We start from the raw sequence: 22,035 nt of genomic DNA, 5'->3' as shown, positions 1-22,035 counted from the left end.
TGCTAGCCGCCGGACTTCTTCGCTTTGAAACCGTGTTTGATCAGCTCGGCCAAGAGTAGCTCGACATGATCGCCCTGGATTTCGATGATCCCGTCTTTCAACGCCCCACCGGTCCCGCAACGTTTCTTCAACGTGGTGGCCAGTTCCTTGAGCGCGTCTTCGGCCAACGGCACACCGGTGATGGTGGTCACCGTCTTGCCGCCGCGGCCCTTGCTTTCGCGACGCACGCGAGCGATGCCGTCGCCGGCCGGGATGACGGTTTGTTTGCAGATGCAGGCATCCACCGGTTGACGGCAATCGGGGCAATGACGACCTGCGTCGGTGGAAAATACCAGGCCACCAAGGGCGGCGAAGGATGCGGCTTTTTTGGCCACCGGCAATCCTCTTGGGAGGACAAAGACTGGTCGCGGCACCCGGTGCCATCGACCGCGAAGCCCCACTCAGGCAGGGGCAGCGCTACTGAACCGCTCCTACATGGGGCACTGCCGGTTCAGTTTGAAAAGGTCGCGCAGTGTACCGGCAAAAAGCCGACTTGCTAAGAGCCAATCGGCGCCAATTTATACCTTCTTTGCGACGTTGCTTTGCTGAGCCTTCAGATAGCGCTTCAACGCCGCCAGAGAGTCCGGGCAGTAAGGCTTTTGCTCGATTTCCAGCATCACCTGTTCAACGGAAATGAAGCGCGCTTCGAGCACTTCTTCCGGCTGCAGGATCAACGGACCATCCCACACCGCCGAAAACGCTGAACACCAGAGCCGGTTGCCGGTGTCCTCGAAGAAAAAGTGATCATGGGCGGTCAGCTCCACACCGCTCACACCCAGCTCTTCCTCCAGCTCACGGGCCGCCGATTCGGCGTAGGTCTCGGTGGCCAGCACCATGCCGCCGGCCGCCACATCCCAATAACCGGGATAGATCGCTTTGCTCAGGGTGCGCCGGTGCACGCACAGCTCACCGGCAGAATTGAACAGCATGATGTAGGTGCCGCGCCCGATCAGCCCGCGTTCACGCAGGTCCGAGCGCACCAAGGCGCCGAGCAGGTTGTCCTGCTCGTCGACCCAGGCGATCTGTTCGGCATCGGAGGCCGCGCGATGGGCGGCCTCCCGCTTGCCATCGAGGGAGTTATCAACCATGACTCAGCCCTGATTGAGCAACTGACGCAAGTCAATCACCGCGGCGTTGGCCCGGGAGATGTAGTTGGCCATGACCAGCGAGTGGTTAGCCAGCACGCCGAAGCCGCTGCCGTTGAGGATCATCGGGCTCCAGACCGGCTCTTGCGAGGCCTCCAACTCACGGATGATCTGGCGCACGCTGACCGTGGCGTTTTTCTTCGCCAGCACATCGGCGAAGTCGACCTCGATGGCGCGCAACAGATGGGACAATGCCCAGGCCTGACCGCGGGCTTCGTAGAACACGTTGTCGATCTGCAGCCACGGGGTTTCGACGACTTCTTCGTCAACCTGCGGCACCTGGCCGAGCGCCGGGACTTCGGTTTTCAGCGCGGTGTTGAGCTTGACCCGGCCAACGCTGGCCGACAGCCGTTGCGACAGCGAGCCCAGACGGGTCCCCACATCACCCAGCCAGTTGTTCAGGTTGTCGGCGCGGGCGTAGAACAGCGCGCTTTTCTGGTCTGCCCCCGACAGGCGTGCCTGATAGCGGCTCAGAGAATTGATGCCTTCCAGGTACTCGGACTCACTGGATGGCAGCACCCAGCTCTTGTTGTCGAAGTTGAAGCGCGGCTCGGCCTTGGCCAGGTCGGCGTCTTCGGCGGACTGCGACTGGGAACGGGCGAAGTCTTTACGCAACGCACGGCTCAGGTCGCGGACCTGGACCAGCACGCCATATTCCCAGCTCGACATGTTGTCCATCCACAGACCCGGCGGGAAACGGTCGTTGGAAATATAGCCACCCGGCTTGGTCAGCAAGGTACCGGCGACGGTTTTGAGGGTTTCCACCGTGGTGTACCCGACCACCATCTGCTTGCCTTCTTTCTCGGCCGCCACCTGGGCATTCTGCTGAACCGGGAACAGCGCCGGCTCCTGGCTCCAGTACCAGCCCAGCGCGATTGCCACCAACAGGTAAAGGCCAATCAGGGTGGCCAACGCCCGACTGAACAACAGGCCGCCGAAATAACTGCGGGTGGCCGATTTTGGTTCAGCGGCGCGCTCAGGCGCGCTGCCCGTGCGGTTCTTCCAGTCCAGCATGGCGATATCCTTTCAATCACTTGAGTTCATCGGTTCGACCACAACCCTACGCCATCGTGCCTCATTTGCCGCGCATTAAATCCAGCGGGGCACAGCGAACCACGCAATGACTGCAATCGAGCCGCCACTATAAATGAAGCACAGCGTTGAGCCTATGCGACCAGTCGGTCAGAAACTGAATGAAGTCGCTTTGCAGATTATTGACATACGACACTCGTGCAATTGAAAAGAGGTGCTAGCATAGAGCCACCAGTCGATCTCAGCATGCACCCTAACTAGTAGTCAGGATATGACCGAGCCAGCAGACCCCAGCCGTGAGCGCCTCAAGCACCACTTTGCCCAGCGGGTCATTCATCAGGCTCGTCAGATACTTGAGATATGGCAACGCCTGCAACGCAACGAATGGTCCACCACCGACCTGTCGGAGCTGAGCGAGGCCAATCTGCGCCTGCTGCGCTTTGCCGAACGTTTCGAACAACCGGAACACACCCAGTTGGCGCGCCACATCGGGCAGTCGCTGGAAGCGGTGGATGCCAATCGCGGACGCCTGAGCAGCGATCTGATCACCGACCTCAATCGCCTGATGCAGCGCTTGTCCCGCACCGGCCTGCGCCATGGCGATCAGCTCGAACAAACCTTCCTGCCGCCGCTGCGCAAGCCGATCTACGTGATGCTGCAGGATCACGACCGGGCCGAGCGGCTGGCCAAGCAACTTGAATTCTTCGGGCTCAGCGCCCAATCCCTGGACAGTGTCGCCGCGTTCCGCTCCTCTATGGTCGAGCGCTTGCCGGCGGCGATTGTCATGGACGTCGACTTCGGTGGCGCCGGCATTGGCCTGAAACTGGCGGCCGAAGCCCAGGAAGGCCTGGACCAGCCCTTGCCGCTGTTGTTTTTCAGCCTGCACGAAACCGATACTCCGACCCGCCTCGCCGCCGTGCGCGCCGGCGGCCAGGAGTTTCTCACCGGCACCCTCGAAGCTTCGAGCCTGCTGGAAAAGATCGAAGTGCTGACCTGCGTCGCCCAGTACGAACCTTATAAAGTGCTGATCATCGACGACTCCCGTGCCCAGGCTTTGCACACCGAACGCTTGCTCAACAGCGCCGGGATCGTCACCCGAACGTTGATCGAACCGATCCAGGCCATGGCCGAACTGGCGGATTTCCAGCCGGACCTGATCATCCTCGACATGTACATGCCGGCCTGCACCGGTACGGAACTGGCCAAGGTGATCCGGCATAACGACCGCTATGTCAGCGTGCCGATCATTTATCTGTCGGCCGAAGACGATCTGGACAAACAGCTCGACGCCATGAGCGAGGGCGGCGACGATTTCCTGACCAAACCAATCAAGCCCCGGCACCTGATCACCACCGTACGCAACCGCGCGGCGCGGGCGCGTAATCTGAAAGCGCGGATGGTGCGCGACAGCCTGACCGGCTTGTACAACCACACCCACATTCTGCAATTGCTCGAAGACTGTTCATTCCGCGCCCGTCGCGAAAGCAAACCGCTGAGCTTTGCGATGCTCGACATCGACCACTTCAAACGGGTCAACGACAGCCACGGCCACCCCATGGGCGACCGGGTGATCAAGAGTCTGGCGTTGTTCCTCAAGCAACGATTGCGCAAGACCGACTTCATCGGCCGCTACGGCGGTGAAGAGTTCGCCATCGTCATGCCGGACACCGATCTCGAATCGGCCTACAAGGTGCTCGATGAAATTCGTCAGCGCTTTGCCGAAATTCACTACCCTGCTCAGCCCCAGGACCTCTGGTGCACCTTCAGCGCCGGCGTTGTCGAACTGCGCGAAGGCTCCGACAGCCTGCTGATGGCCAGCCAGGCGGACGAGGCGCTATACCGCGCCAAGGACGCCGGACGCAACCGCGTGCAAGCCGCGCGGGAATCAAAGCAAAGTGCCACCTTTTCATCGGAATCGACCGATTCAGTCATAACCCTGTAACACAAACGCAATAACTTCAGGCACTTACCATTCTGCCGTTGGTAGCCCGCAATGCGTCTGAAGCTGTTGACCAACCTCAATACCCTCCTTCTGGTCGCCGTGTGCGTGGCCCTTGGTGCCACGCTCTGGTGGTCGCAAAAAGCCCTGGAACGTCCCTATCTGTTGATGGAGCGTTACCTGGGACTGTCTCAGCAGTTTCAAAATGAAGTGGCGCGCAACGTCGAGGATTACCTGGCCAGCGGCGATGCCCTGCGCCTGAGCAGCGCCAGTCAGGCCATCGACAGCCTGCAAAAGGAGCTCGCAGAGTTGCCGCCGCCCCTGGCCGAGACCTTGCGTCCCAGCCTGTCGAACCTGGAAGAGTTCAGCAAGACGGACCTGCTGGCCGCTGGCAAACTCGCCGGCGATCCACAAGCCCTGTTGCTGCAAGCCGAACGCGAACTCGGCGCCAGCCTCGATCAGCTCAGCCAGTACGCCAGCAGCAATGCGTCGTACCTGACACCTTTGCTCGCGGCTTCCCTGCATCTGGGCAAGCTGTCTCTGGCCCGGGACAAGCTGGTCAGCAGCGGACGTAGCGAACTGGCCGCCGATGTCGAGCGCGAAGTCGCCAACATCCGCGTTCAGGCTGAACAACTGGACACCTTGCCATTGCTGGGGGTAACCACCAGCAGTGAATCGAACACCGATGATTTCGCCGCGATGATGGGCCTGGAGAACACCGAGAAAGCCGTCGCCGAAGATGCCGGCGTCAGCCTCAAGCGTGAACTCAACAGCCTGCTCACCCGCTACCCGGCTGAACTGGCGCGTACTCGCGAACAGATCCAGAAACGCGCCGACCTCAGCGCCGCGACGCACCTGAAAATCACCGCCGTGCAACAGGCCATCGCCGGGTTGGAGCCAGTGGTGCGGGCCCAGCACGGGCAAATCCAGGGCGAAGTGCGGCTGATGCAGGGGGTGATGATCGGGCTGATCCTGCTGATCGCCTTGCTCATCGACACCTTGCAGCGACGCCTGGCCCGAACCCTGACCAACCTGGCGCCAGCGCTTTCGACCTGGGCCGAGGGTGACTTCAGCCAAGACATTGAATTGGGCAAGACCAACCGCGAGTTGCATGACATTCAAGCCTCGCTCAATCGCTTGCGTGCCTATCTGGTCGACCTGGTGGGGACCATTCGGCTCAACGCCGAGCAGGTCGCCGACAGCAGCCGGACACTGGCCGAGTTGAGCAATGACCTGCACAGCGGCGCCGAGCATCAGGCCGGCGATACCGCGTTGATCCGCGACTCTCTCGGTGAACTCGAGGCGACGATTCAACAAGTCGCCGGTGACGCCAGCCAGGCCGCCGATGCCAGTCGCCATGCCGGACTGGCGGTGGAGCACGGTCAGCAAGTCATCGGCCTGAGCCTCACCGGGCTGCATGCGCTGGTGGGTGAAGTGCAGGGCAACGCGCAGATGATCGAACATCTGGCCGAAGAGTCGGCAACCATCGGCGGCGTACTGACGGTAATCCGCTCGATTGCCGACCAGACCAACCTGCTGGCCCTGAACGCCGCCATCGAAGCGGCCCGCGCTGGAGAAATGGGCCGAGGGTTTGCGGTGGTGGCTGAAGAAGTACGCTCACTGGCGCAACGCACCGCCGGTGCCACCGCCGAGATCCAGACCCTGATCGCCGGCCTGCAAACCGCTGCGCGGCAATCGGTCGAAGGCATGCGCGCCCAGGTCGAACACGCCGAGGCCACGGCCAGCCAGGCCCAGGCGGCCGACGGCGCGCTGGATAAAATCGTCGGAGCGATCCAGACCATTTCCGACACAGCGGTGCGCATCGCTGATGTCACCGCCCAGCAGAGCGGCGCTGTCAGCGAAATCCGCGATCACAGTGAGCGGATTCACCAATTGGGTGGGGATAACTTGCTGAGGATTGGTGAAGGGCGCAGCCAAGGCGAACATTTACTGACATTGGGTGGGCAGTTGCATACAGCGGTGCAGGCATTTCGGGTTTAAGGGCTCGGGCCTGAACGCTACCAACGAGCAAGATTATCGACACCTGAGTTCTTGTATGAAAACTCCTGTTTATCTATACGGTGCTTTTAGTCATCGTTTTGATGCTAGAGTTTAGCGCTTCAATCAATCGAGCGTGCACAGGAGTGCCCCGTGATAGTTCCAACGTCGCCCCCAGGCGTATCTGTGGAGGAAAACATGGCCATTGCCTTCCACAAGAAAAAAGTTTTGAAAGAGGGATCCGCATTCATTTACTCCTGGTTCTATAGCCAAGTCAGAAATCGCGGCCCTTGGGACTACAAAAACTATCCCCTGACTATGAAGCCTTTGGCAATTTCAATTACGGCGCGACCGGGATTGCTGCGGGGTTTTCCGAGAATGTTCTGTTACGTGCCGCCGGCCTTGCCCAGACACAGGCAAAAACGACAAAAGTAGAATTTGGAAGCTGGTGGAGCGAGGCTCCTTTTGGCGATGATCCTGCGGATCAGGAATGGATCAAGAAGGGAGTCAGGTATGCCCGTTTCAGGAACTACTAAAAACACTGCATACACAATCGTCGCCTCCTCCCTGCTAGCTGTATGCTTGGCTTACATCGGCTGGACATGGCTCATGTCTTCCGGCAACCCAGTGCTGACCGATGTAGTACTTAAACTACCCCTTGGCGAAAACGGCTTCATCTACGGCGTCAAAGATGATCGAGGCGGAGCAACAGTACCGTTCAGCTATCGATACTATGTCTATCGCGAACTGACATCCAACGAGCAAATAGCGTCTGAACTCAAGACCGCTGGTCCGTTTTTAGTCACCCGAGATCCAGCCATAAAGGTCGATATCCAAGGTTCAACTATCAATGTATCGACCAACCAGGAAGTCTATGAGTATCACAGCAGCACGCTGTTTCGACATACCAACAGTAACCACTACACCCCTATAACAATCAACTTGTGTAAACACTCCAGCGATCAACCAACAAAGTAAGCCCGAAGCCTGACTGAAACACCTCCCTGCAGGAGCTGCCGAAGGCTGCGATCATTTGATGTTGATCCTGGCGACGGATCGAGAGTTGAAGATCAAAGTCAAAATATCGCAGCCTTTGGCAGCGCCTACGGGAGATCGGCGTAGTCGCATACATTGCACACTCAGCTATCATGCCCCCACCTCCAATACGCGAGATTGTCATGCGCCGCTTGCTTTGCCTGCTGATTTTAGTGCTCGCCCTGCCGGCCTCCGCCGCCGGGTTGCTGGACAGTCGGCCCAGTTCCACCCTGGGCTCGATCAACAACAGCGCCGACTTCCTGCCGGTGCGCGAAGCCTTTCAGTTGAGCCTGGTAGAAAGCACGCCGCAATCGATCAAGCTGCGCTTTGTCGCCACCGAGGGTTACTACCTCTACCGCCATCGCTTCCAGTTTCGCGCCGATCCGGCCGACGTTGGCCTCGGCGCGGCTCAACTGCCCAAGGGCGAACAAAAGCACGATGAGTACTTTGGCGATGTCGAGGTTTACTACGGCATTCTCGATGTAGAACTGCCGCGTACCGATTCCCGCGCCTTTACCCTGGCCGTGACCTATCAAGGCTGCGCCGACAAAGGCCTGTGCTACCCGCCCGAGACTGAGCGCCTGAGCATTAATGGCAGCGGCGGCGCGACCACTACCTGGAGCTGGCGCGAACTGGCGCTGTTCTTCCTCGCCGGCCTCGGCCTGACCTTTACTCCCTGCGTACTACCGATGTTGCCGATTCTCTCCGGCGTGGTCTTGCGCGGGCAGGCCGGCGGTTTGCGCGGTTTCAATCTGTCGCTGGCTTACGTGTTGCCAATGGCCGTCTGTTTTGCGCTGCTCGGGGCTTTGATGGGCATGTTCGGCGCACAACTGAATCTTCAGGCGCGCCTGCAATCGGCCTGGGTGCTAGTACCGTTCGCGCTGTTTTTCGCGGTGTTTGCCTTGGCGATGTTCGGGGTATTCGAACTGAAACTGCCCCACGCCATCAGTAGCCGTCTGGACCGGATCGCCGGGCGCACCGAAGGCGGTTCATTGTGGGGCGCGGCGGTGCTGGGCGTGGTGTCGAGTCTGCTGGTTTCGCCTTGTGTGTCGGCACCACTGGCAGGCGCGCTGCTGTACATCAGCGCCAGCGGCGATGCGCTGGGCGGTGGTTTGAAATTGTTCATGCTCGGCCTGGGCATGGGGGCGCCACTGTTGCTGGTGGCGACCGGCGGCGCGGCCTGGCTGCCGAAAAGCGGTCCGTGGCTGATCTACGTGAAAAACGCGATTGGGGTGCTATTGCTGGGATTGGCGATCGCGTTGCTCAGCCGCGTGTTGCCGGGCCAGGTCACCTTGTTGCTGATCGGCCTGCTCGCCGGTGGCGTCGGGTTATTCATGGGCGCGCTGGAATTCGTCTACAAACCGCCACGGGAACGCCTGGGGCAATTGCTGGGGATGTTCCTGCTGTTTTACGCGCTGGCCTGTTGGTACGGCGCCTTCAGCGGTCAGACCGATCCGTTCAACCCCATCGGCCAGCCGCGCATCGTCACGGGCAATGAGCAAGCGCAATCCACCAGCGCCTGGCAAACCATCACCACTCCAGCCGAGCTGGACCGCGTCCTCGCCCAAGCCAAATCCTCCGGCACGCCGCTGCTGCTCGACTGGTACGCCGACTGGTGCATCAGTTGCAAAGTGATCGAACATGAAGTCCTCAACGATGCCAACGTCGTCGAGCGCCTCAAAGGCTATCGATTGATCCGCTTCGACATCACCGCCAGCAACGCCGAACAGCGTGCCCTGCTCGACCGCTACAAGCTATTCGGCCCTCCGGCGCTGATGTTTTTCGGCAAGGACGGGGTCGAACGCACCGATGTGCGAGTGATCGGTGAGATCAACGCCAAAGACTTCGCCGAACGTGTTGCGAAAGCAAATGACCGGATTTAATCACCCGGTCACATATTTCGCGCAAACATCGGCCATCGTGCCGGCTATTGCATAGAACTGGACAGTCACAAAGGCTTTGCGGCATAGTCGCCGGGTTCTGACAATTGCACACGGATAACAAAGGAGCAGCAGATGGCGACCCTATTGGTTTTGCACGGCCCTAACCTGAACCTGCTCGGCACCCGGGAACCGGGCGTCTACGGTGCAACCACCCTGGCGCAAATCAACCAGGATCTGGAACAGCGGGCGCGCAACGCCGGCCACCATTTGCTCTACCTGCAAAGCAACGCCGAGTACGAACTGATCGACCGCATCCACGCTGCTCGCGGCGAAGGTGTGGACTTCATTCTGATCAATCCAGCAGCTTTTACGCACACAAGTGTCGCATTACGTGACGCGCTGCTGGCGGTGAGCATCCCATTCATCGAAGTGCATTTGTCCAACGTGCACAAACGCGAACCTTTCCGCCATCACTCTTACTTCTCCGATGTAGCGGTGGGAGTGATCTGCGGCCTTGGCGCCAGCGGTTATCGACTGGCCCTGGAGGCCGCCCTAGAGCAGCTTGAAAGACAGGCAACAGCTTGAACAACAAGCTTAAACGCCCCTGACCGACCCTTGGGAGTTGATGATTCATGGATATCCGTAAAGTTAAGAAACTGATCGAACTGCTGGAAGAGTCCGGCATCGACGAGCTCGAGATCAAGGAAGGCGAAGAGTCCGTACGCATCAGCCGTCACAGCAAGACACCGGCTCAGCAGTACTACGCCCCGGCTCCGATGCACGCTCCGGCACCTGCGCCTGTCGCTGCAGCTCCGGTTGCTGCCGCCGCCGCTCCTGCGGCTCCGGCTGCCCCAACGCTGAACGGCAACGTTGCCCGTTCGCCGATGGTCGGCACTTTCTATCGCAAATCTTCGCCGTCCTCGCCGTCCTTCGTTGAAGTCGGCCAGACCGTGAAGAAAGGCGACACTCTGTGCATCGTCGAAGCCATGAAGATGATGAACCACATCGAAGCTGAAGCCAGCGGTGTGATCGAATCCATCCTCGTCGAAGACGGCCAGCCGGTTGAGTACGACCAACCGCTGTTCACTATCGTTTGAATCGCGGAGAGCCTTTGATGACTGCGAAGTTGGAAAAAGTTCTGATCGCCAACCGCGGTGAGATCGCCCTGCGGATTCTGCGCGCCTGCAAAGAGATGGGCATCAAGACTGTCGCCGTTTACTCCAAGGCCGACAAAGAGCTGATGCACCTGGGCCTGGCAGACGAATCCGTCTGCATCGGTCCGGCCTCGGCCGCGCACTCTTACCTGCACATTCCGGCCATCATCGCCGCGGCTGAAGTGACCGGCGCTACCGCCATTCACCCAGGCTACGGCTTCCTTGCGGAAAACGCCGACTTTGCCGAACAGGTCGAGAACTCCGGCTTCGCCTTCATTGGCCCGAAAGCCGAAACCATTCGCCTGATGGGCGACAAGGTATCGGCCAAGCACGCCATGATCGCCGCAGGCGTTCCAACCGTTCCGGGTTCCGACGGCCCACTGCCTGAAGACGAAGAAACCGCTCTGCGCATCGGTCGCGAAGTCGGTTATCCGGTGATCATCAAAGCCGCTGGCGGCGGTGGTGGTCGTGGCATGCGCGTGGTGCACAAGGAAGAAGACCTGATCTCCTCGGCGAAACTGACCCGTTCCGAAGCGGGCGCAGCGTTCGGCAACCCGATGGTTTATCTGGAAAAATTCCTGACCAACCCACGTCACGTGGAAGTTCAGGTGCTTTCCGATGGCCAGGGTCACGCCATCCATCTGGGCGACCGCGACTGCTCGCTGCAACGTCGTCACCAGAAGGTTCTCGAAGAAGCGCCGGCACCGGGCATCGACGAGAACGCGCGTGAGGAAGTCCTCGCCCGCTGCGTCAGGGCTTGCATCGATATCGGCTACCGTGGCGCCGGCACTTTCGAGTTCCTGTACGAGAACGGCCGTTTCTACTTCATCGAGATGAACACTCGTGTCCAGGTAGAGCACCCGGTATCGGAAATGGTCACCGGCATCGACATCGTCAAGGAGATGCTCAGCATCGCCGCCGGCAACAAGCTGTCGTACACCCAGGATGACGTGGTCATCCGCGGTCACGCGCTGGAATGCCGGATCAACGCCGAAGACCCGAAAACCTTCATGCCAAGCCCAGGCACGGTCAAGCATTTCCACGCCCCAGGCGGCAACGGCGTTCGCGTCGATTCGCACCTGTACAGTGGCTATGCCGTTCCGCCGAACTACGATTCGTTGATCGGCAAGCTGATCACCTACGGCGCAACCCGTGACGAAGCCATGGCGCGCATGCGCAATGCGCTGGACGAGATCGTTGTCGACGGGATCAAGACCAACATCCCGCTGCACCGTGATCTGACCCGTGACGAAGGCTTCTGCAAAGGGGGGGTGAACATTCACTACCTCGAGCACAAGCTGGCCGGCGACAAGCACTAAGCTTCAGCCGGAACATGACAAGGCCGCTTTCGAGCGGCTTTGTTGTTTCTGCGATCTTTTCGGCTTATACCCTATGGTCGTCTTCTGCCTCGCGCTCGCGTAAACTTGCGCGCTTCTCGCAGCCCGCTAGGCTGCAATCAATATTTTTCAAAGGTGCCCGCCATGCCTTGGCTGCAAGTCCGTCTCGCCATCAGCCCAGAACAAGCCGAAACCTACGAAGACGCTTTCCTTGAAGTAGGCGCTGTGTCGGTGACCTTCATGGACGCCGAAGACCAGCCGATCTTCGAACCGGAACTCAACACCACCCCGCTGTGGTCGCATACGCACCTGCTGGCGCTGTTCGAAGGCGGCACCGACGCTGCCAGTGTGCTGGCCCATCTCGAGTTGCTGACCGGCAGCCCGTTGCCCGAGCATCACAGCGAAGTGATCGAAGATCAGGACTGGGAACGCAGCTGGATGGACGGTTTCCAGCCAATGCGCTTCGGTCAGCGCCTGTGGATTGTCCCGAGCTGGCACGCAGCCCCTGAGCCTGACGCGGTGAACCTGCTGCTGGACCCGGGCCTGGCGTTCGGCACCGGCACTCACCCGACCACCGCACTGTGCCTGGAATGGCTCGACAGCCAGGACCTCAAGGACTGCAACGTGCTGGACTTCGGCTGCGGCTCGGGGATTCTGGCGATTGCTGCCCTGCTGTTGGGCGCCAAGCAAGCCGTCGGCACCGATATCGACGTGCAGGCCCTGGAGGCCTCCCGCGACAATGCCGGGCGCAACAACATTGCCGAAGAGCTGTTCCCGTTGTATCTGCCGGAAGATCTGCCGCAGGTTCAGGCCGATGTGCTGGTGGCCAACATTCTGGCCGGCCCGCTGGTTTCGCTGGCGCCGCAACTGTCCAGCCTGGTCAAGCCGGGCGGTCGTTTGGCGCTGTCGGGCATCCTCGCCGAACAGGGTGAAGAAGTCGCCGCAGCCTACGCTCAGGATTTCGATCTGGACCCGATCGCCAATCGTGATGGCTGGGTACGCATCACAGGCCGTCGGCGCTAGAATGGGCGCCTGCATAAACCGGATTGCCGCATGACCGACAGCTTCGTCACCCAGTGCCCTCATTGCCAAACCAGCTTCCGTGTCAGCCATGCCCAGTTGAGCATGGCCCGTGGGGTGGTTCGTTGCGGCTCATGCCTGCAGGTATTCAACGCCGCCAAACAGCTGCTTGAGCAACGGGCCGGCAAGGCCGCGGTCAAACCGGTTGCACCGCCTCCCGTGGAACCACCCGTGCAGCGAGCCATCAGCCAAAAGCAATGGACCGCCGCCGAAATGGATCTGGACAGCCTGGACCTGGATGAAGAACTCGCCCGGCTCGAACAGCGGGAAATCCAGCCAACGACGGAATTCGGTCGCCCCCGCGAGGACAGCCTCAGCGCTCGCCGCGATAGCGCCGAGCACGACGAAGCCCCCTGGTCCGACAGCCTCTTCAGCGAATCGGCCGCCGATCGCGCGCACGTGGCTGAAGAGCCCACGCCAGAACCGACGATCGAGCCGGGCAAACACTCGCGCACTGAGCCTTCGCTGTCCCTGGAACCCGTGGATCCGGGCGACGAACCCGAGATACAACAGCTGCGCCTACACGACCCGCTCGACGCCCCGATCCCCTTTGCAAGCCTGTCGGCGACCACCGATGACGATGAAATCGACGACGATCTACCCTCGGTCGAGCCCCTGCGCAAGCGACGCGAACGCAATGAACCGGCCCTGCGCGCCGAAGTGCTACAGGACCTGAGTGACGACCCGTTGCAACTGGATTGGCAAAGACGCCGTTCACCCTGGGGTCGGCGCTTCTTCTGGCTGCTGCTGATCCTGCTTGGCGCCGCCGGCCTTGTCGGCCAATACGTCGCCTATCACTTCGACGAACTGGCGCGTCAGGACCAGTACCGTCCGTGGTTCCAGCAACTGTGCCCGCACATCGGCTGCACCGTGCCATCCAAAGTCGACATCGCGAAGGTCAAAAGCAGCAACCTGGTGGTCCGCAGCCACCCGGACTTCAACGGCGCCCTGGTGGTCGATGCCATCATCTACAACCGTGCACCCTTCTCCCAGCCCTTCCCGCTGCTGGAACTGCGCTTTGCCGACCTCAACGGCCACCTGATCGCCAGCCGTCGCTTCAAGCCCGGCGAGTACCTCAACGGCGATCTCGAAGGCCTGGCGGAAATGCCGCCACAAACGCCGATCCATATCGCGCTGGACATTCTCGATCCGGGTCCCAAAGCGGTGAACTACAGCCTGAGCTTCCACTCCCCCGAGTGAAACGGCTCACCGTTACAGGCTTGATGGCGGATTTCTGACTTTGACCGTTCAAACCAAACCGCTGGCGATAACAGAATAGCTGTTCAGATTTTGTTCAATTCAGCCTTTATCCAGTCATCGAGCTCGGGTATCATGCCAACCCTTTTTCGAACTCTCATGATCCGGCCCCACAACAGGGAAGTCCTATGTCGGCGGTACGCATCGGTCCATATACATTGCACAACGGCTTGATTCTCGCCCCCATGGCGGGCGTCACCGACCAGCCCTTTCGTCAGCTGTGCAAGCGACTGGGCGCGGGTCTTGTAGTCTCGGAAATGGTCACCAGCGACATGAGCTTGTGGAACACCCGCAAATCGCGGATGCGCATGATCCACGAAGGCGATCCCGAGCCCCGCTCGGTACAGATCGCCGGTGGCGATGCACAGATGCTGGCGGATGCGGCCCGAGCCAACGTTGAGCTGGGCGCACAGATCATTGACATCAACATGGGTTGTCCGGCGAAGAAGGTCTGCAACAAGGCCGCAGGCTCCGCCCTGTTGAAGGATGAAGCATTGGTGACCGAGATCCTGCAGGCCGTGGTGGCCGCAGTCGATGTGCCGGTCACCCTGAAGATCCGCACCGGCTGGGACCGGGAGCACAAGAACGGCCTGACGGTGGCGAAGATCGCCGAACAGGCAGGCATTACGGCGCTGGCGGTGCATGGCCGCACCCGCGCCGATCTGTACACCGGCGAAGCCGAGTACGACACCATTGCCGCGATCAAGCAGGCGGTGTCGATTCCGGTCTTCGCCAATGGCGATATCGATTCGCCCGAGAAGGCCCGGTACGTGCTCGACGCGACCGGTGCCGATGGCCTGTTGGTGGGTCGGGCTGCCCAGGGGCAGCCGTGGATTTTTCGTGAAATCGACCATTATCTGCGTACCGGCGAAAAACTCCCGGCACCGGAACTGATCGAGGTGGAATGTATTCTGCTTGAGCATCTGGCCGCGCTGCATGCCTTCTATGGCGACGTCATGGGCGTGCGCATAGCTCGCAAACATGTGGGCTGGTATCTCGCAACCTTGCCGGGCGCCAGGGAGTTTCGCGCCCACTTCAATCGTTTGGAAGATACGGAAGCACAATGCGCCTACGTTCGGGCCTTCTTCGCCGAACGTTACAAGAGCCTGACAGGGGACGGAGAAGGGGTGGCCGCATGACGATGATGACCGAGACTTTAGTGAGTGGAACAACACCCGTGAGCGACAACGTGAATTTGAAACAGCACCTCAACACACCGAGCGAAGAAGGTCAGACCCTTCGCGGGAGTGTCGAGAAGGCGCTGCACAATTATTTCGCCCACCTTGAGGGCGCTGCCGTCACGGATGTGTACAACCTGGTGCTCTCCGAAGTCGAGGCTCCCCTGCTCGAGTGCGTGATGAACTACGTCAAGGGCAACCAGACCAAGGCCAGTGAGCTGCTCGGGCTGAACCGGGGCACCCTGCGCAAGAAACTCAAGCAGTACGATTTGCTGTAAGCATTCAATCAAACCAGAAAGGCGCCCGCGTAAAACCGGTCGCCTTTTTTGCTGACTCCTTTGCTTTTGATGGAAATTGAGATGACCGACCAGACCACCCGCCTGCCGATCCGCCGCGCCTTGATCAGCGTTTCCGACAAGACCGGGATCCTTGAATTCGCCAAGGAGCTCGAAGCCCTGGGCGTCGAGATCCTTTCCACCGGCGGGACGTTCAAGCTGCTGCGCGATAACGGCGTGGCCGCAGTGGAAGTCGCGGACTACACCGGCTTCGCAGAAATGATGGATGGCCGGGTGAAAACCCTGCACCCGAAAATCCACGGCGGGATCCTCGGTCGTCGCGGTATCGACGATGCCATCATGAACGAGCACGGCATCAAGCCGATCGATCTGGTCGCGGTCAACCTGTACCCGTTCGAAGCCACCATCAACAAGCCTGGCTGCGACCTGCCGACTGCGATCGAAAACATCGACATCGGCGGCCCGACCATGGTTCGTTCGGCGGCAAAAAACCACAAAGACGTGGCTATCGTGGTCAATGCCAGCGATTACGCCAACGTCCTGGAAAATCTCAAGGCCGGCGGCCTGACCTACGCTCAGCGTTTCGACCTGATGCTCAAGGCCTTCGAACACACCGCCGCCTACGACGGTATGATCGCCAACTACATGGGCACCGTGAACCAGGCGGCTGAAACCCTCAGCACAGAAGGTCGCAGCGAATTCCCGCGCACCTTCAACAGCCAGTTCATCAAGACCCAGGAAATGCGCTACGGCGAGAACCCGCACCAGAGCGCGGCGTTCTACGTTGAAGCCAAACCTGCCGAAGTCGGCATCGCCACCGCGACCCAACTGCAAGGCAAAGAGCTGTCGTACAACAACGTGGCCGACACCGACGCCGCGCTGGAATGCGTGAAGAGCTTCGTCAAACCGGCCTGCGTGATCGTCAAACACGCCAACCCGTGCGGCGTGGCCGTGAGCCCGGACGCCGAAGGCGGCATCCGTCAGGCCTACGAACTGGCCTACGCCACCGACACCGAATCGGCGTTCGGCGGCATCATCGCGTTCAACCGCGAGCTGGATGCTGAAACCGCAAAAGCCATCGTCGAGCGTCAGTTCGTCGAAGTGATCATCGCCCCGTCCGTCAGCGCCGAAGCCCGCGCCATCGTGGCCGCCAAAGCCAACGTACGCCTGTTGGCCTGCGGCGAGTGGTCGGCGGATCGCGTTCCGGCCTGGGACTACAAGCGCGTCAATGGCGGTTTGCTGGTGCAGAGCCGCGACATCGGCATGATCGGCAGCGAAGACCTGAAAGTGGTGACCAAACGCGCCCCGACCGAACAGGAAATCAACGACCTGATCTTCGCCTGGAAAGTCGCCAAATACGTCAAGTCCAACGCCATCGTCTACGCCAAGAACCGTCAGACCATCGGTGTCGGCGCCGGCCAGATGAGCCGCGTGAACTCCGCGCGTATCGCCGCGATCAAGGCTGAACACGCAGGTTTGCAGGTGCAGGGCGCGGTCATGGCGTCGGATGCGTTCTTCCCGTTCCGCGACGGCATCGACAACGCGGCCAAGGTCGGTATCACAGCAGTGATTCAGCCAGGCGGCTCGATGCGTGATAACGAAGTGATTGCGGCCGCCGACGAAGCCGGCATCGCCATGGTCTTCACCGGCATGCGCCACTTCCGTCACTGATTTCTTCTTGATCGTACCCACGCTCTGCGTGGGCACGCAGCCCGGGACGCTCCGCGTCCCTCGGACGCAGAGCGTCCGTAGAGGCATTCCCACGCAGAGCGTGGGAACGATCAGCCCCCACAGAATTAGCGTCATCCGAGGTTTTTGAAATGAATGTTTTGATCATTGGCAGCGGTGGCCGTGAACACGCCCTGGCCTGGAAAGTGGCTCAGGATCCGCGCGTGCAGAAAGTGTTCGTTGCCCCGGGCAACGCCGGCACCGCCATCGAAGCCAAGTGCGAGAACGTCGCCATCGACGTGCTGGCCCTCGAGCAGCTGGCTGACTTTGCCCAGAAGAACGTTTCCCTGACCATCGTCGGCCCGGAAGTGCCGCTGGTCGCTGGCGTTGTCGATCTGTTCCGCGCCCGCGGCCTGGATTGCTTCGGCCCGACCGCGGGCGCCGCGCAACTGGAAGGTTCGAAAGCCTTCACCAAGGACTTCCTGGCACGCCACAAGATCCCGACCGCCGACTACCAGAACTTCACCGAGATCGAGCCCGCCCTGGCTTATCTGCGTGAAAAAGGCGCACCGATCGTCATCAAGGCCGACGGCCTGGCCGCCGGCAAAGGCGTGATCGTGGCCATGACCCTGGCCGAAGCCGAAGACGCGGTGCGCGACATGCTCGCTGGCAACGCATTTGGCGATGCCGGTTCTCGCGTGGTCATCGAGGAGTTCCTGGACGGCGAAGAAGCCAGCTTCATCGTCATGGTCGACGGCAAGAATGTGCTGCCGATGGCCACCAGCCAGGACCACAAACGCGTCGGCGACGGCGATACCGGTCCGAACACCGGCGGCATGGGCGCTTACTCCCCGGCACCGGTCGTCACGGCCGAAGTCCATCAACGGGTCATGGACCTGGTGATCTGGCCGACCGTGCGCGGCATGGCCGAGGAAGGCAACGTTTACACCGGTTTCCTCTATGCCGGCCTGATGATCGACAAGGCTGGTAACCCAAAAGTCATCGAGTTCAACTGCCGTTTCGGCGATCCTGAAACCCAACCGGTGATGCTGCGTTTGCAGTCGAGCCTGGTATTGCTGGTCGAAGCGGCCCTGGCACAAGCGCTGGACAAGGTCGAAGCGCAATGGGATCCACGTCCGAGCGTCGGCATCGTATTGGCCGCTGGCGGTTACCCGGGTGACTACACCAAAGGCGTTGCCATCAACGGCCTGGATGCAGCCGCGGCACTGGAAGGCAAAGTCTTCCACGCCGGCACCGCACTCAAGGACGGTCAGGTGGTGACAGCCGGTGGTCGGGTGCTGTGCGCAACCGCCATGGGCACCAGCGTCGACGCAGCCCAGCAGCAGGCTTACAAGCTGGCAGCTAAAATCGACTGGGAAGGCTGCTTCTACCGCAAGGACATTGGCTACCGCGCCATTGCCCGCGAGCGTGGCGAAAATCAGGAATAAGCCATCCATTCGGCCAGGCAAGGGCTTGCGGCCCTTGCCTGACTATTCCGGCACCGCGCATAGTTATATTCTGGCATCAACCTACGAAGGGATTTCGCCGTGCGCTGGCTCAGGATTGCCATAGGCTTCACCGTCACTCTGCTGACCTTGCTCTGCATGCTCCCGGCCCAGGCCACGCAAGGCAGTGGCTGGGCGGTATTGCTCGACGAACAGGGCGACCTGCAGCTGAGCGACATCCGCTCCAGCCGCTACACCAATCAATTCAGCCCCATCGAACTCGAGCGCCTCACCGCGGCCGGGCCCGAGGGTGCGTTATGGCTGCGTTTCAGGCTCGCGCCTGGCAAACACGAACAGTTACTGCGGGTGTTCGCACCAGACCTGTCGCACCTCAATCTGTATGTGCTCGACGGCGACCAACTGATCGATCAATTGAATACCGGTACCGGGCAGCCTCAGGCTGAGCGCCCCCTGCCCAGCAGCGACTTCATGTTGCCGCTGCCACAAAGTGACAAAACCCTCGACGTTTATATGCGACTGGTCTCAGAACACCAGTTGCGGCCATACATCACCCTGCAATCGGCGGTCATGACCGCCGCCACTCAGAACCAGACGCTGATCTACGGCCTGCTCTTCGGCTGTATCGGGATGCTGATCCTGCATAACCTGACCCGTTACGCCTACACCCGCTCGCGCAGCAGCCTCTGGCTGGCGGCGTGCGAAGGGCTGCTGCTGCTCAGCCTGGTGTTGTTGCTGAACCTGGCGCGTCCATGGTTGCCGAACTGGTCCGCCGTGCAGACCCCCGGCACCTACCTCGCCTTGCTACTGACCGCGCCTTGCGGCCTGATGTTCGCCTACCGTTTCTTCGCTCCGCTAGGCCCGCACCCGCTGAACAAACTGCTGCTGGGGGACATCCTGCTCATCGTGGTCTGCGGCCTGCTGTTGCTGTTCGTCAACACACTGCCACTGAACCTGATCACCTATGGGCTGGTTGCTCTGGCCGGCCTGAGCATGTTGTTCGTCAGCGCCCATCACTGGCAAAAAGGTTATCGCCCGGCGCGTCTGTTCGTGGCGGCCATGGTGGTGTTCAACCTCGGCACATTGATTATCCTGCCGGCGCTGCAGGGGCTGACCCTTGTCGCCCCGCAAGGCTTGATCATCACCCTGCTGGTGTTTATCTGTATCAGTGGCCTGTTGATGAGTATTGCCCTGGGCGAGCGACAGCGCAGTATCACCGAAGACCGTTTCAGCGTCAGTCGCGACCTGGCCGCCAGCAACGCCGAGATAAACGCCAAGGCCGAGTTTCTGGCGAAAATCAGCCACGAAATCCGCACGCCCATGAATGGCGTGCTGGGCATGACCGAACTGCTGCTGGGCACACCGCTGTCGGTCAAGCAGCGCGACTATGTGCAGACCATCCATAGCGCCGGCAACGAATTGCTGACACTGATCAACGAAATTCTCGACATCTCCAAGCTCGAGTCCGGGCAGATCGAGCTGGACGACGTGCAGTTTGACCTCAATGCCCTGATCGAAGACTGCCTGAACATCTTCCGCGCCAAGGCCGAACAGCAGAACATCGAGCTGATCAGCTTTATCCAGCCGCAGGTACCGCGCGTCATCAGCGGCGACCCGACACGCCTGCGCCAGACCCTGCTGAGCCTGCTGGAAAACGCCCTGAAGAAAACCGACGAAGGCGAGATTCTGATCGTCGTCGCCCTGGATGAGCGCAGCGCCAAACCGCGGCTGCGCATCGCCGTGCAGGACAGCGGCCAGCCGATGGAGGCTGAAGAACGTGACGCGTTGATGCACGCCGAACTGCACAGCAAGCACTTCCTCTCGGCCACCAGCCTGGGGGGCAATCTGGGGTTGGTGATTGCCCGTCAACTGATCCGTTTGATGCAGGGTGAGTTCGGGATCAAGAGCGGCGCCAATCAGGGCAGCACATTGTGGCTGACCTTGCCACTGGATCCGGACCGTCTCGAACATCCGACTTCGGACCTGGACAGCCCGCTGCAAGGCGCGCGCGTCCTGGTCGTGGATGACAACGATACCTGTCGCAAGGTGCTGGTGCAGCAATGCAGCGCCTGGGGCCTGAACGTCAGCGCCGTGCCGTCCGGCAAGGAGGCCCTGGCACTGCTGCGCACCAAGGCCCACCTGCGCGATTATTTCGACGTGGTCCTGCTGGACCAGAACATGCCCGGCATGACCGGCATGCAACTGGCCGCCAAGATCAAGGAAGACCCGAGTCTGAACCATGACATTCTACTGATCATGCTCACCGGCATCAGCAACGCGCCGAGCAAGATCATCGCGCGCAACTCCGGGGTCAAACGCATCCTTGCCAAGCCAGTGGCCGGCTACACCCTCAAGACCACCCTGGCGGACGAACTGAACCAGCGCAACAAAGGCCCGACCACCTCGCAGAACCCACCCTCCGGCCCTGCCCTTCCGATCAAGGTGCCCAGCGATTTCCGCATCCTGGTGGCCGAAGACAACAGCATCTCGACCAAGGTCATTCGCGGCATGCTGGGCAAGCTCAACCTGCAGCCGGACACCGCCAGCAATGGCGAGGAAGCCTTGGTGGCGATGAAGGCCCAGCGTTATGACCTGGTGCTGATGGACTGCGAAATGCCGATCCTCGACGGCTTCTCCGCCACCCAGCAACTGCGTGCCTGGGAGGTCGGTAACCAGCGGATTCGCACCCCCGTGGTCGCGTTGACCGCGCACATCCTCGCCGAGCACAAAGAGCGTGCGCGTCAGGCGGGCATGGACGGACACATGGCCAAACCGGTCGAACTGTCGCAGTTACGCGATTTGATCGAGCATTGGGTTGCCCAGCGCGATCAGCAGAACCGGGCGGTTCAGACTTCCTGAGCCGACAGTCCCTACAGCGCCTGATAGACTCCCCCCTCGACTTCCCTCGCCAGTGAGCTTGCCCCATGCTCCACGTGTTGTTCAGCGTTTACCTGAAGATGCTGGTGCTCTACAGCCCGTTCTTCGTATTGTCCTGTTTCATCAGTCTGACCCGCGGCTATTCGCGCAAGGAGCAGCGACGCCTGGCCTGGAAAGTGGCAACCGCCACGCTGGTTTCCAGCGTCTTGCTGTACCTGTTCGGGCGGGTGATCTTCGACGTGTTCGGCATCACCGTGGATGCCTTCCGCATCGGCGCCGGCAGTGTGCTGTTCATCTCGGCCCTGGGCATGGCCCAAGGCAAGTCGGTGGTGCAGACCGACAACGTGCAGCAGGACGTGACCATCGTTCCGCTGACCATCCCGCTGACGGTCGGCCCCGGGACCATCGGTGCGCTGCTGGTCATGGGGGTGAGCCAGCCTCACTGGGATGACAAACTCACCGCGATCATCAGTATTGCCCTGGCCAGTTTTACCGTCGGCGTGGTGCTTTACTTGTCCAGCCGGATAGAACGGATTCTTGGCGACCAGGGCTTGCAGATTGTCAGCCGGCTGATGGGGCTGTTCGTCTGCGCGTTGGCTGCACAGATCATCTTTACCGGGGTAAGGGGCTATCTGGTGCCTTGAAACCGGAAAG

The 22,035-nt window shown here is 60.6% G+C and carries 19 protein-coding genes; 16 read left to right on the top strand and 3 right to left on the bottom strand.

Features of this window, described 5'->3' with window-relative positions:
• Positions 1-2: 2 nt before the first annotated feature.
• The 3 genes from HCU66_RS06250 to HCU66_RS06240 all read right to left on the bottom strand — a co-directional run bounded on the left by HCU66_RS06250 (position 3) and on the right by HCU66_RS06240 (position 2,198).
• Positions 3-374: a translation initiation factor Sui1 gene (locus HCU66_RS06250; protein ID WP_105340398.1), complete on the bottom strand. Its 372-nt coding sequence runs from the start codon at positions 372-374 to the stop codon at positions 3-5.
• Positions 375-557: 183 nt separating this feature from the next.
• Positions 558-1,127 carry an NUDIX hydrolase gene (locus HCU66_RS06245; protein WP_205887650.1) on the bottom strand — a complete coding sequence of 190 codons (570 nt, stop codon included), beginning with the start codon at positions 1,125-1,127 and terminating at the stop codon, positions 558-560.
• 3 nt (positions 1,128-1,130) lie between these two features.
• On the bottom strand, positions 1,131-2,198 hold the full coding sequence (locus tag HCU66_RS06240) for a DUF2333 family protein (protein ID WP_205887649.1): 1,068 nt from the start codon (positions 2,196-2,198) through the stop codon (positions 1,131-1,133).
• 289 nt (positions 2,199-2,487) lie between these two features.
• On the opposite strand from HCU66_RS06240, the gene gcbA reads away from it, so the two are divergent.
• The 16 genes from gcbA (at position 2,488) to HCU66_RS06160 (ending at position 22,025) form a co-directional block, all read left to right on the top strand.
• Positions 2,488-4,158, top strand: coding sequence for a diguanylate cyclase GcbA (gene gcbA / locus HCU66_RS06235; protein WP_205887648.1), 1,671 nt, complete (start codon positions 2,488-2,490; stop codon positions 4,156-4,158).
• Positions 4,159-4,209: 51 nt separating this feature from the next.
• Positions 4,210-6,156 carry a methyl-accepting chemotaxis protein gene (locus tag HCU66_RS06230; protein ID WP_205887647.1) on the top strand — a complete coding sequence of 649 codons (1,947 nt, stop codon included), beginning with the start codon at positions 4,210-4,212 and terminating at the stop codon, positions 6,154-6,156.
• Between the two features lie 287 nt (positions 6,157-6,443).
• Positions 6,444-6,689 (top strand): polymorphic toxin type 44 domain-containing protein, encoded by a 246-nt coding sequence (locus HCU66_RS06225; protein ID WP_241015380.1) that lies wholly within the window; start codon positions 6,444-6,446, stop codon positions 6,687-6,689.
• Entirely contained in the window at positions 6,667-7,131 is a 465-nt protein-coding gene (locus tag HCU66_RS06220; protein WP_205887646.1) for a hypothetical protein, read from the top strand. The genes HCU66_RS06225 and HCU66_RS06220 overlap by 23 nt, the downstream gene beginning before the upstream one ends.
• A 200-nt stretch (positions 7,132-7,331) precedes the next feature.
• A complete protein-coding gene (locus tag HCU66_RS06215; protein ID WP_205887645.1) occupies positions 7,332-9,071 on the top strand; it encodes a protein-disulfide reductase DsbD in 1,740 nt (579 codons plus the stop codon).
• Between the two features lie 132 nt (positions 9,072-9,203).
• Positions 9,204-9,656: a type II 3-dehydroquinate dehydratase gene (gene aroQ / locus HCU66_RS06210; protein ID WP_007937215.1), complete on the top strand. Its 453-nt coding sequence runs from the start codon at positions 9,204-9,206 to the stop codon at positions 9,654-9,656.
• A 47-nt stretch (positions 9,657-9,703) separates the two neighbouring features.
• Positions 9,704-10,168: an acetyl-CoA carboxylase biotin carboxyl carrier protein gene (gene accB, locus HCU66_RS06205; RefSeq protein ID WP_205887644.1), complete on the top strand. Its 465-nt coding sequence runs from the start codon at positions 9,704-9,706 to the stop codon at positions 10,166-10,168.
• Between the two features lie 17 nt (positions 10,169-10,185).
• Positions 10,186-11,544, top strand: coding sequence for an acetyl-CoA carboxylase biotin carboxylase subunit (accC, locus tag HCU66_RS06200; RefSeq protein WP_205887643.1), 1,359 nt, complete (start codon positions 10,186-10,188; stop codon positions 11,542-11,544).
• 162 nt (positions 11,545-11,706) lie between these two features.
• Positions 11,707-12,585, top strand: coding sequence for a 50S ribosomal protein L11 methyltransferase (gene prmA / locus HCU66_RS06195; RefSeq protein ID WP_205887642.1), 879 nt, complete (start codon positions 11,707-11,709; stop codon positions 12,583-12,585).
• A 30-nt stretch (positions 12,586-12,615) separates the two neighbouring features.
• Positions 12,616-13,842, top strand: a complete 1,227-nt coding sequence (locus tag HCU66_RS06190) for a DUF3426 domain-containing protein (RefSeq protein WP_205887641.1) — start codon at positions 12,616-12,618, stop codon at positions 13,840-13,842.
• A 185-nt stretch (positions 13,843-14,027) separates the two neighbouring features.
• A complete protein-coding gene (gene dusB, locus HCU66_RS06185; RefSeq protein WP_205887640.1) occupies positions 14,028-15,038 on the top strand; it encodes a tRNA dihydrouridine synthase DusB in 1,011 nt (336 codons plus the stop codon).
• Complete coding sequence (fis, locus tag HCU66_RS06180) at positions 15,035-15,355, top strand: DNA-binding transcriptional regulator Fis (protein ID WP_007907419.1); 321 nt, start codon at positions 15,035-15,037, stop codon at positions 15,353-15,355. Before dusB ends, fis begins: the two co-directional genes overlap by 4 nt.
• Positions 15,356-15,436: 81 nt before the next feature.
• Positions 15,437-17,044, top strand: a complete 1,608-nt coding sequence (gene purH, locus HCU66_RS06175; RefSeq protein ID WP_205887639.1) for a bifunctional phosphoribosylaminoimidazolecarboxamide formyltransferase/IMP cyclohydrolase — start codon at positions 15,437-15,439, stop codon at positions 17,042-17,044.
• Positions 17,045-17,193: 149 nt separating this feature from the next.
• Positions 17,194-18,489, top strand: a complete 1,296-nt coding sequence (purD, locus tag HCU66_RS06170; RefSeq protein WP_205887638.1) for a phosphoribosylamine--glycine ligase — start codon at positions 17,194-17,196, stop codon at positions 18,487-18,489.
• Positions 18,490-18,588: 99 nt separating this feature from the next.
• Positions 18,589-21,363: a response regulator gene (locus tag HCU66_RS06165; RefSeq protein ID WP_205887637.1), complete on the top strand. Its 2,775-nt coding sequence runs from the start codon at positions 18,589-18,591 to the stop codon at positions 21,361-21,363.
• Positions 21,364-21,428: 65 nt separating this feature from the next.
• Positions 21,429-22,025: a MarC family protein gene (locus HCU66_RS06160; protein WP_205887636.1), complete on the top strand. Its 597-nt coding sequence runs from the start codon at positions 21,429-21,431 to the stop codon at positions 22,023-22,025.
• Positions 22,026-22,035: the final 10 nt, after the last annotated feature.

It is taken from the genome of Pseudomonas frederiksbergensis, assembly GCF_017114915.1.
GTDB classification, from domain to species: domain Bacteria; phylum Pseudomonadota; class Gammaproteobacteria; order Pseudomonadales; family Pseudomonadaceae; genus Aquipseudomonas; species Aquipseudomonas frederiksbergensis_I.
This window is presented reverse-complemented; position numbering and strand designations above follow the sequence as displayed.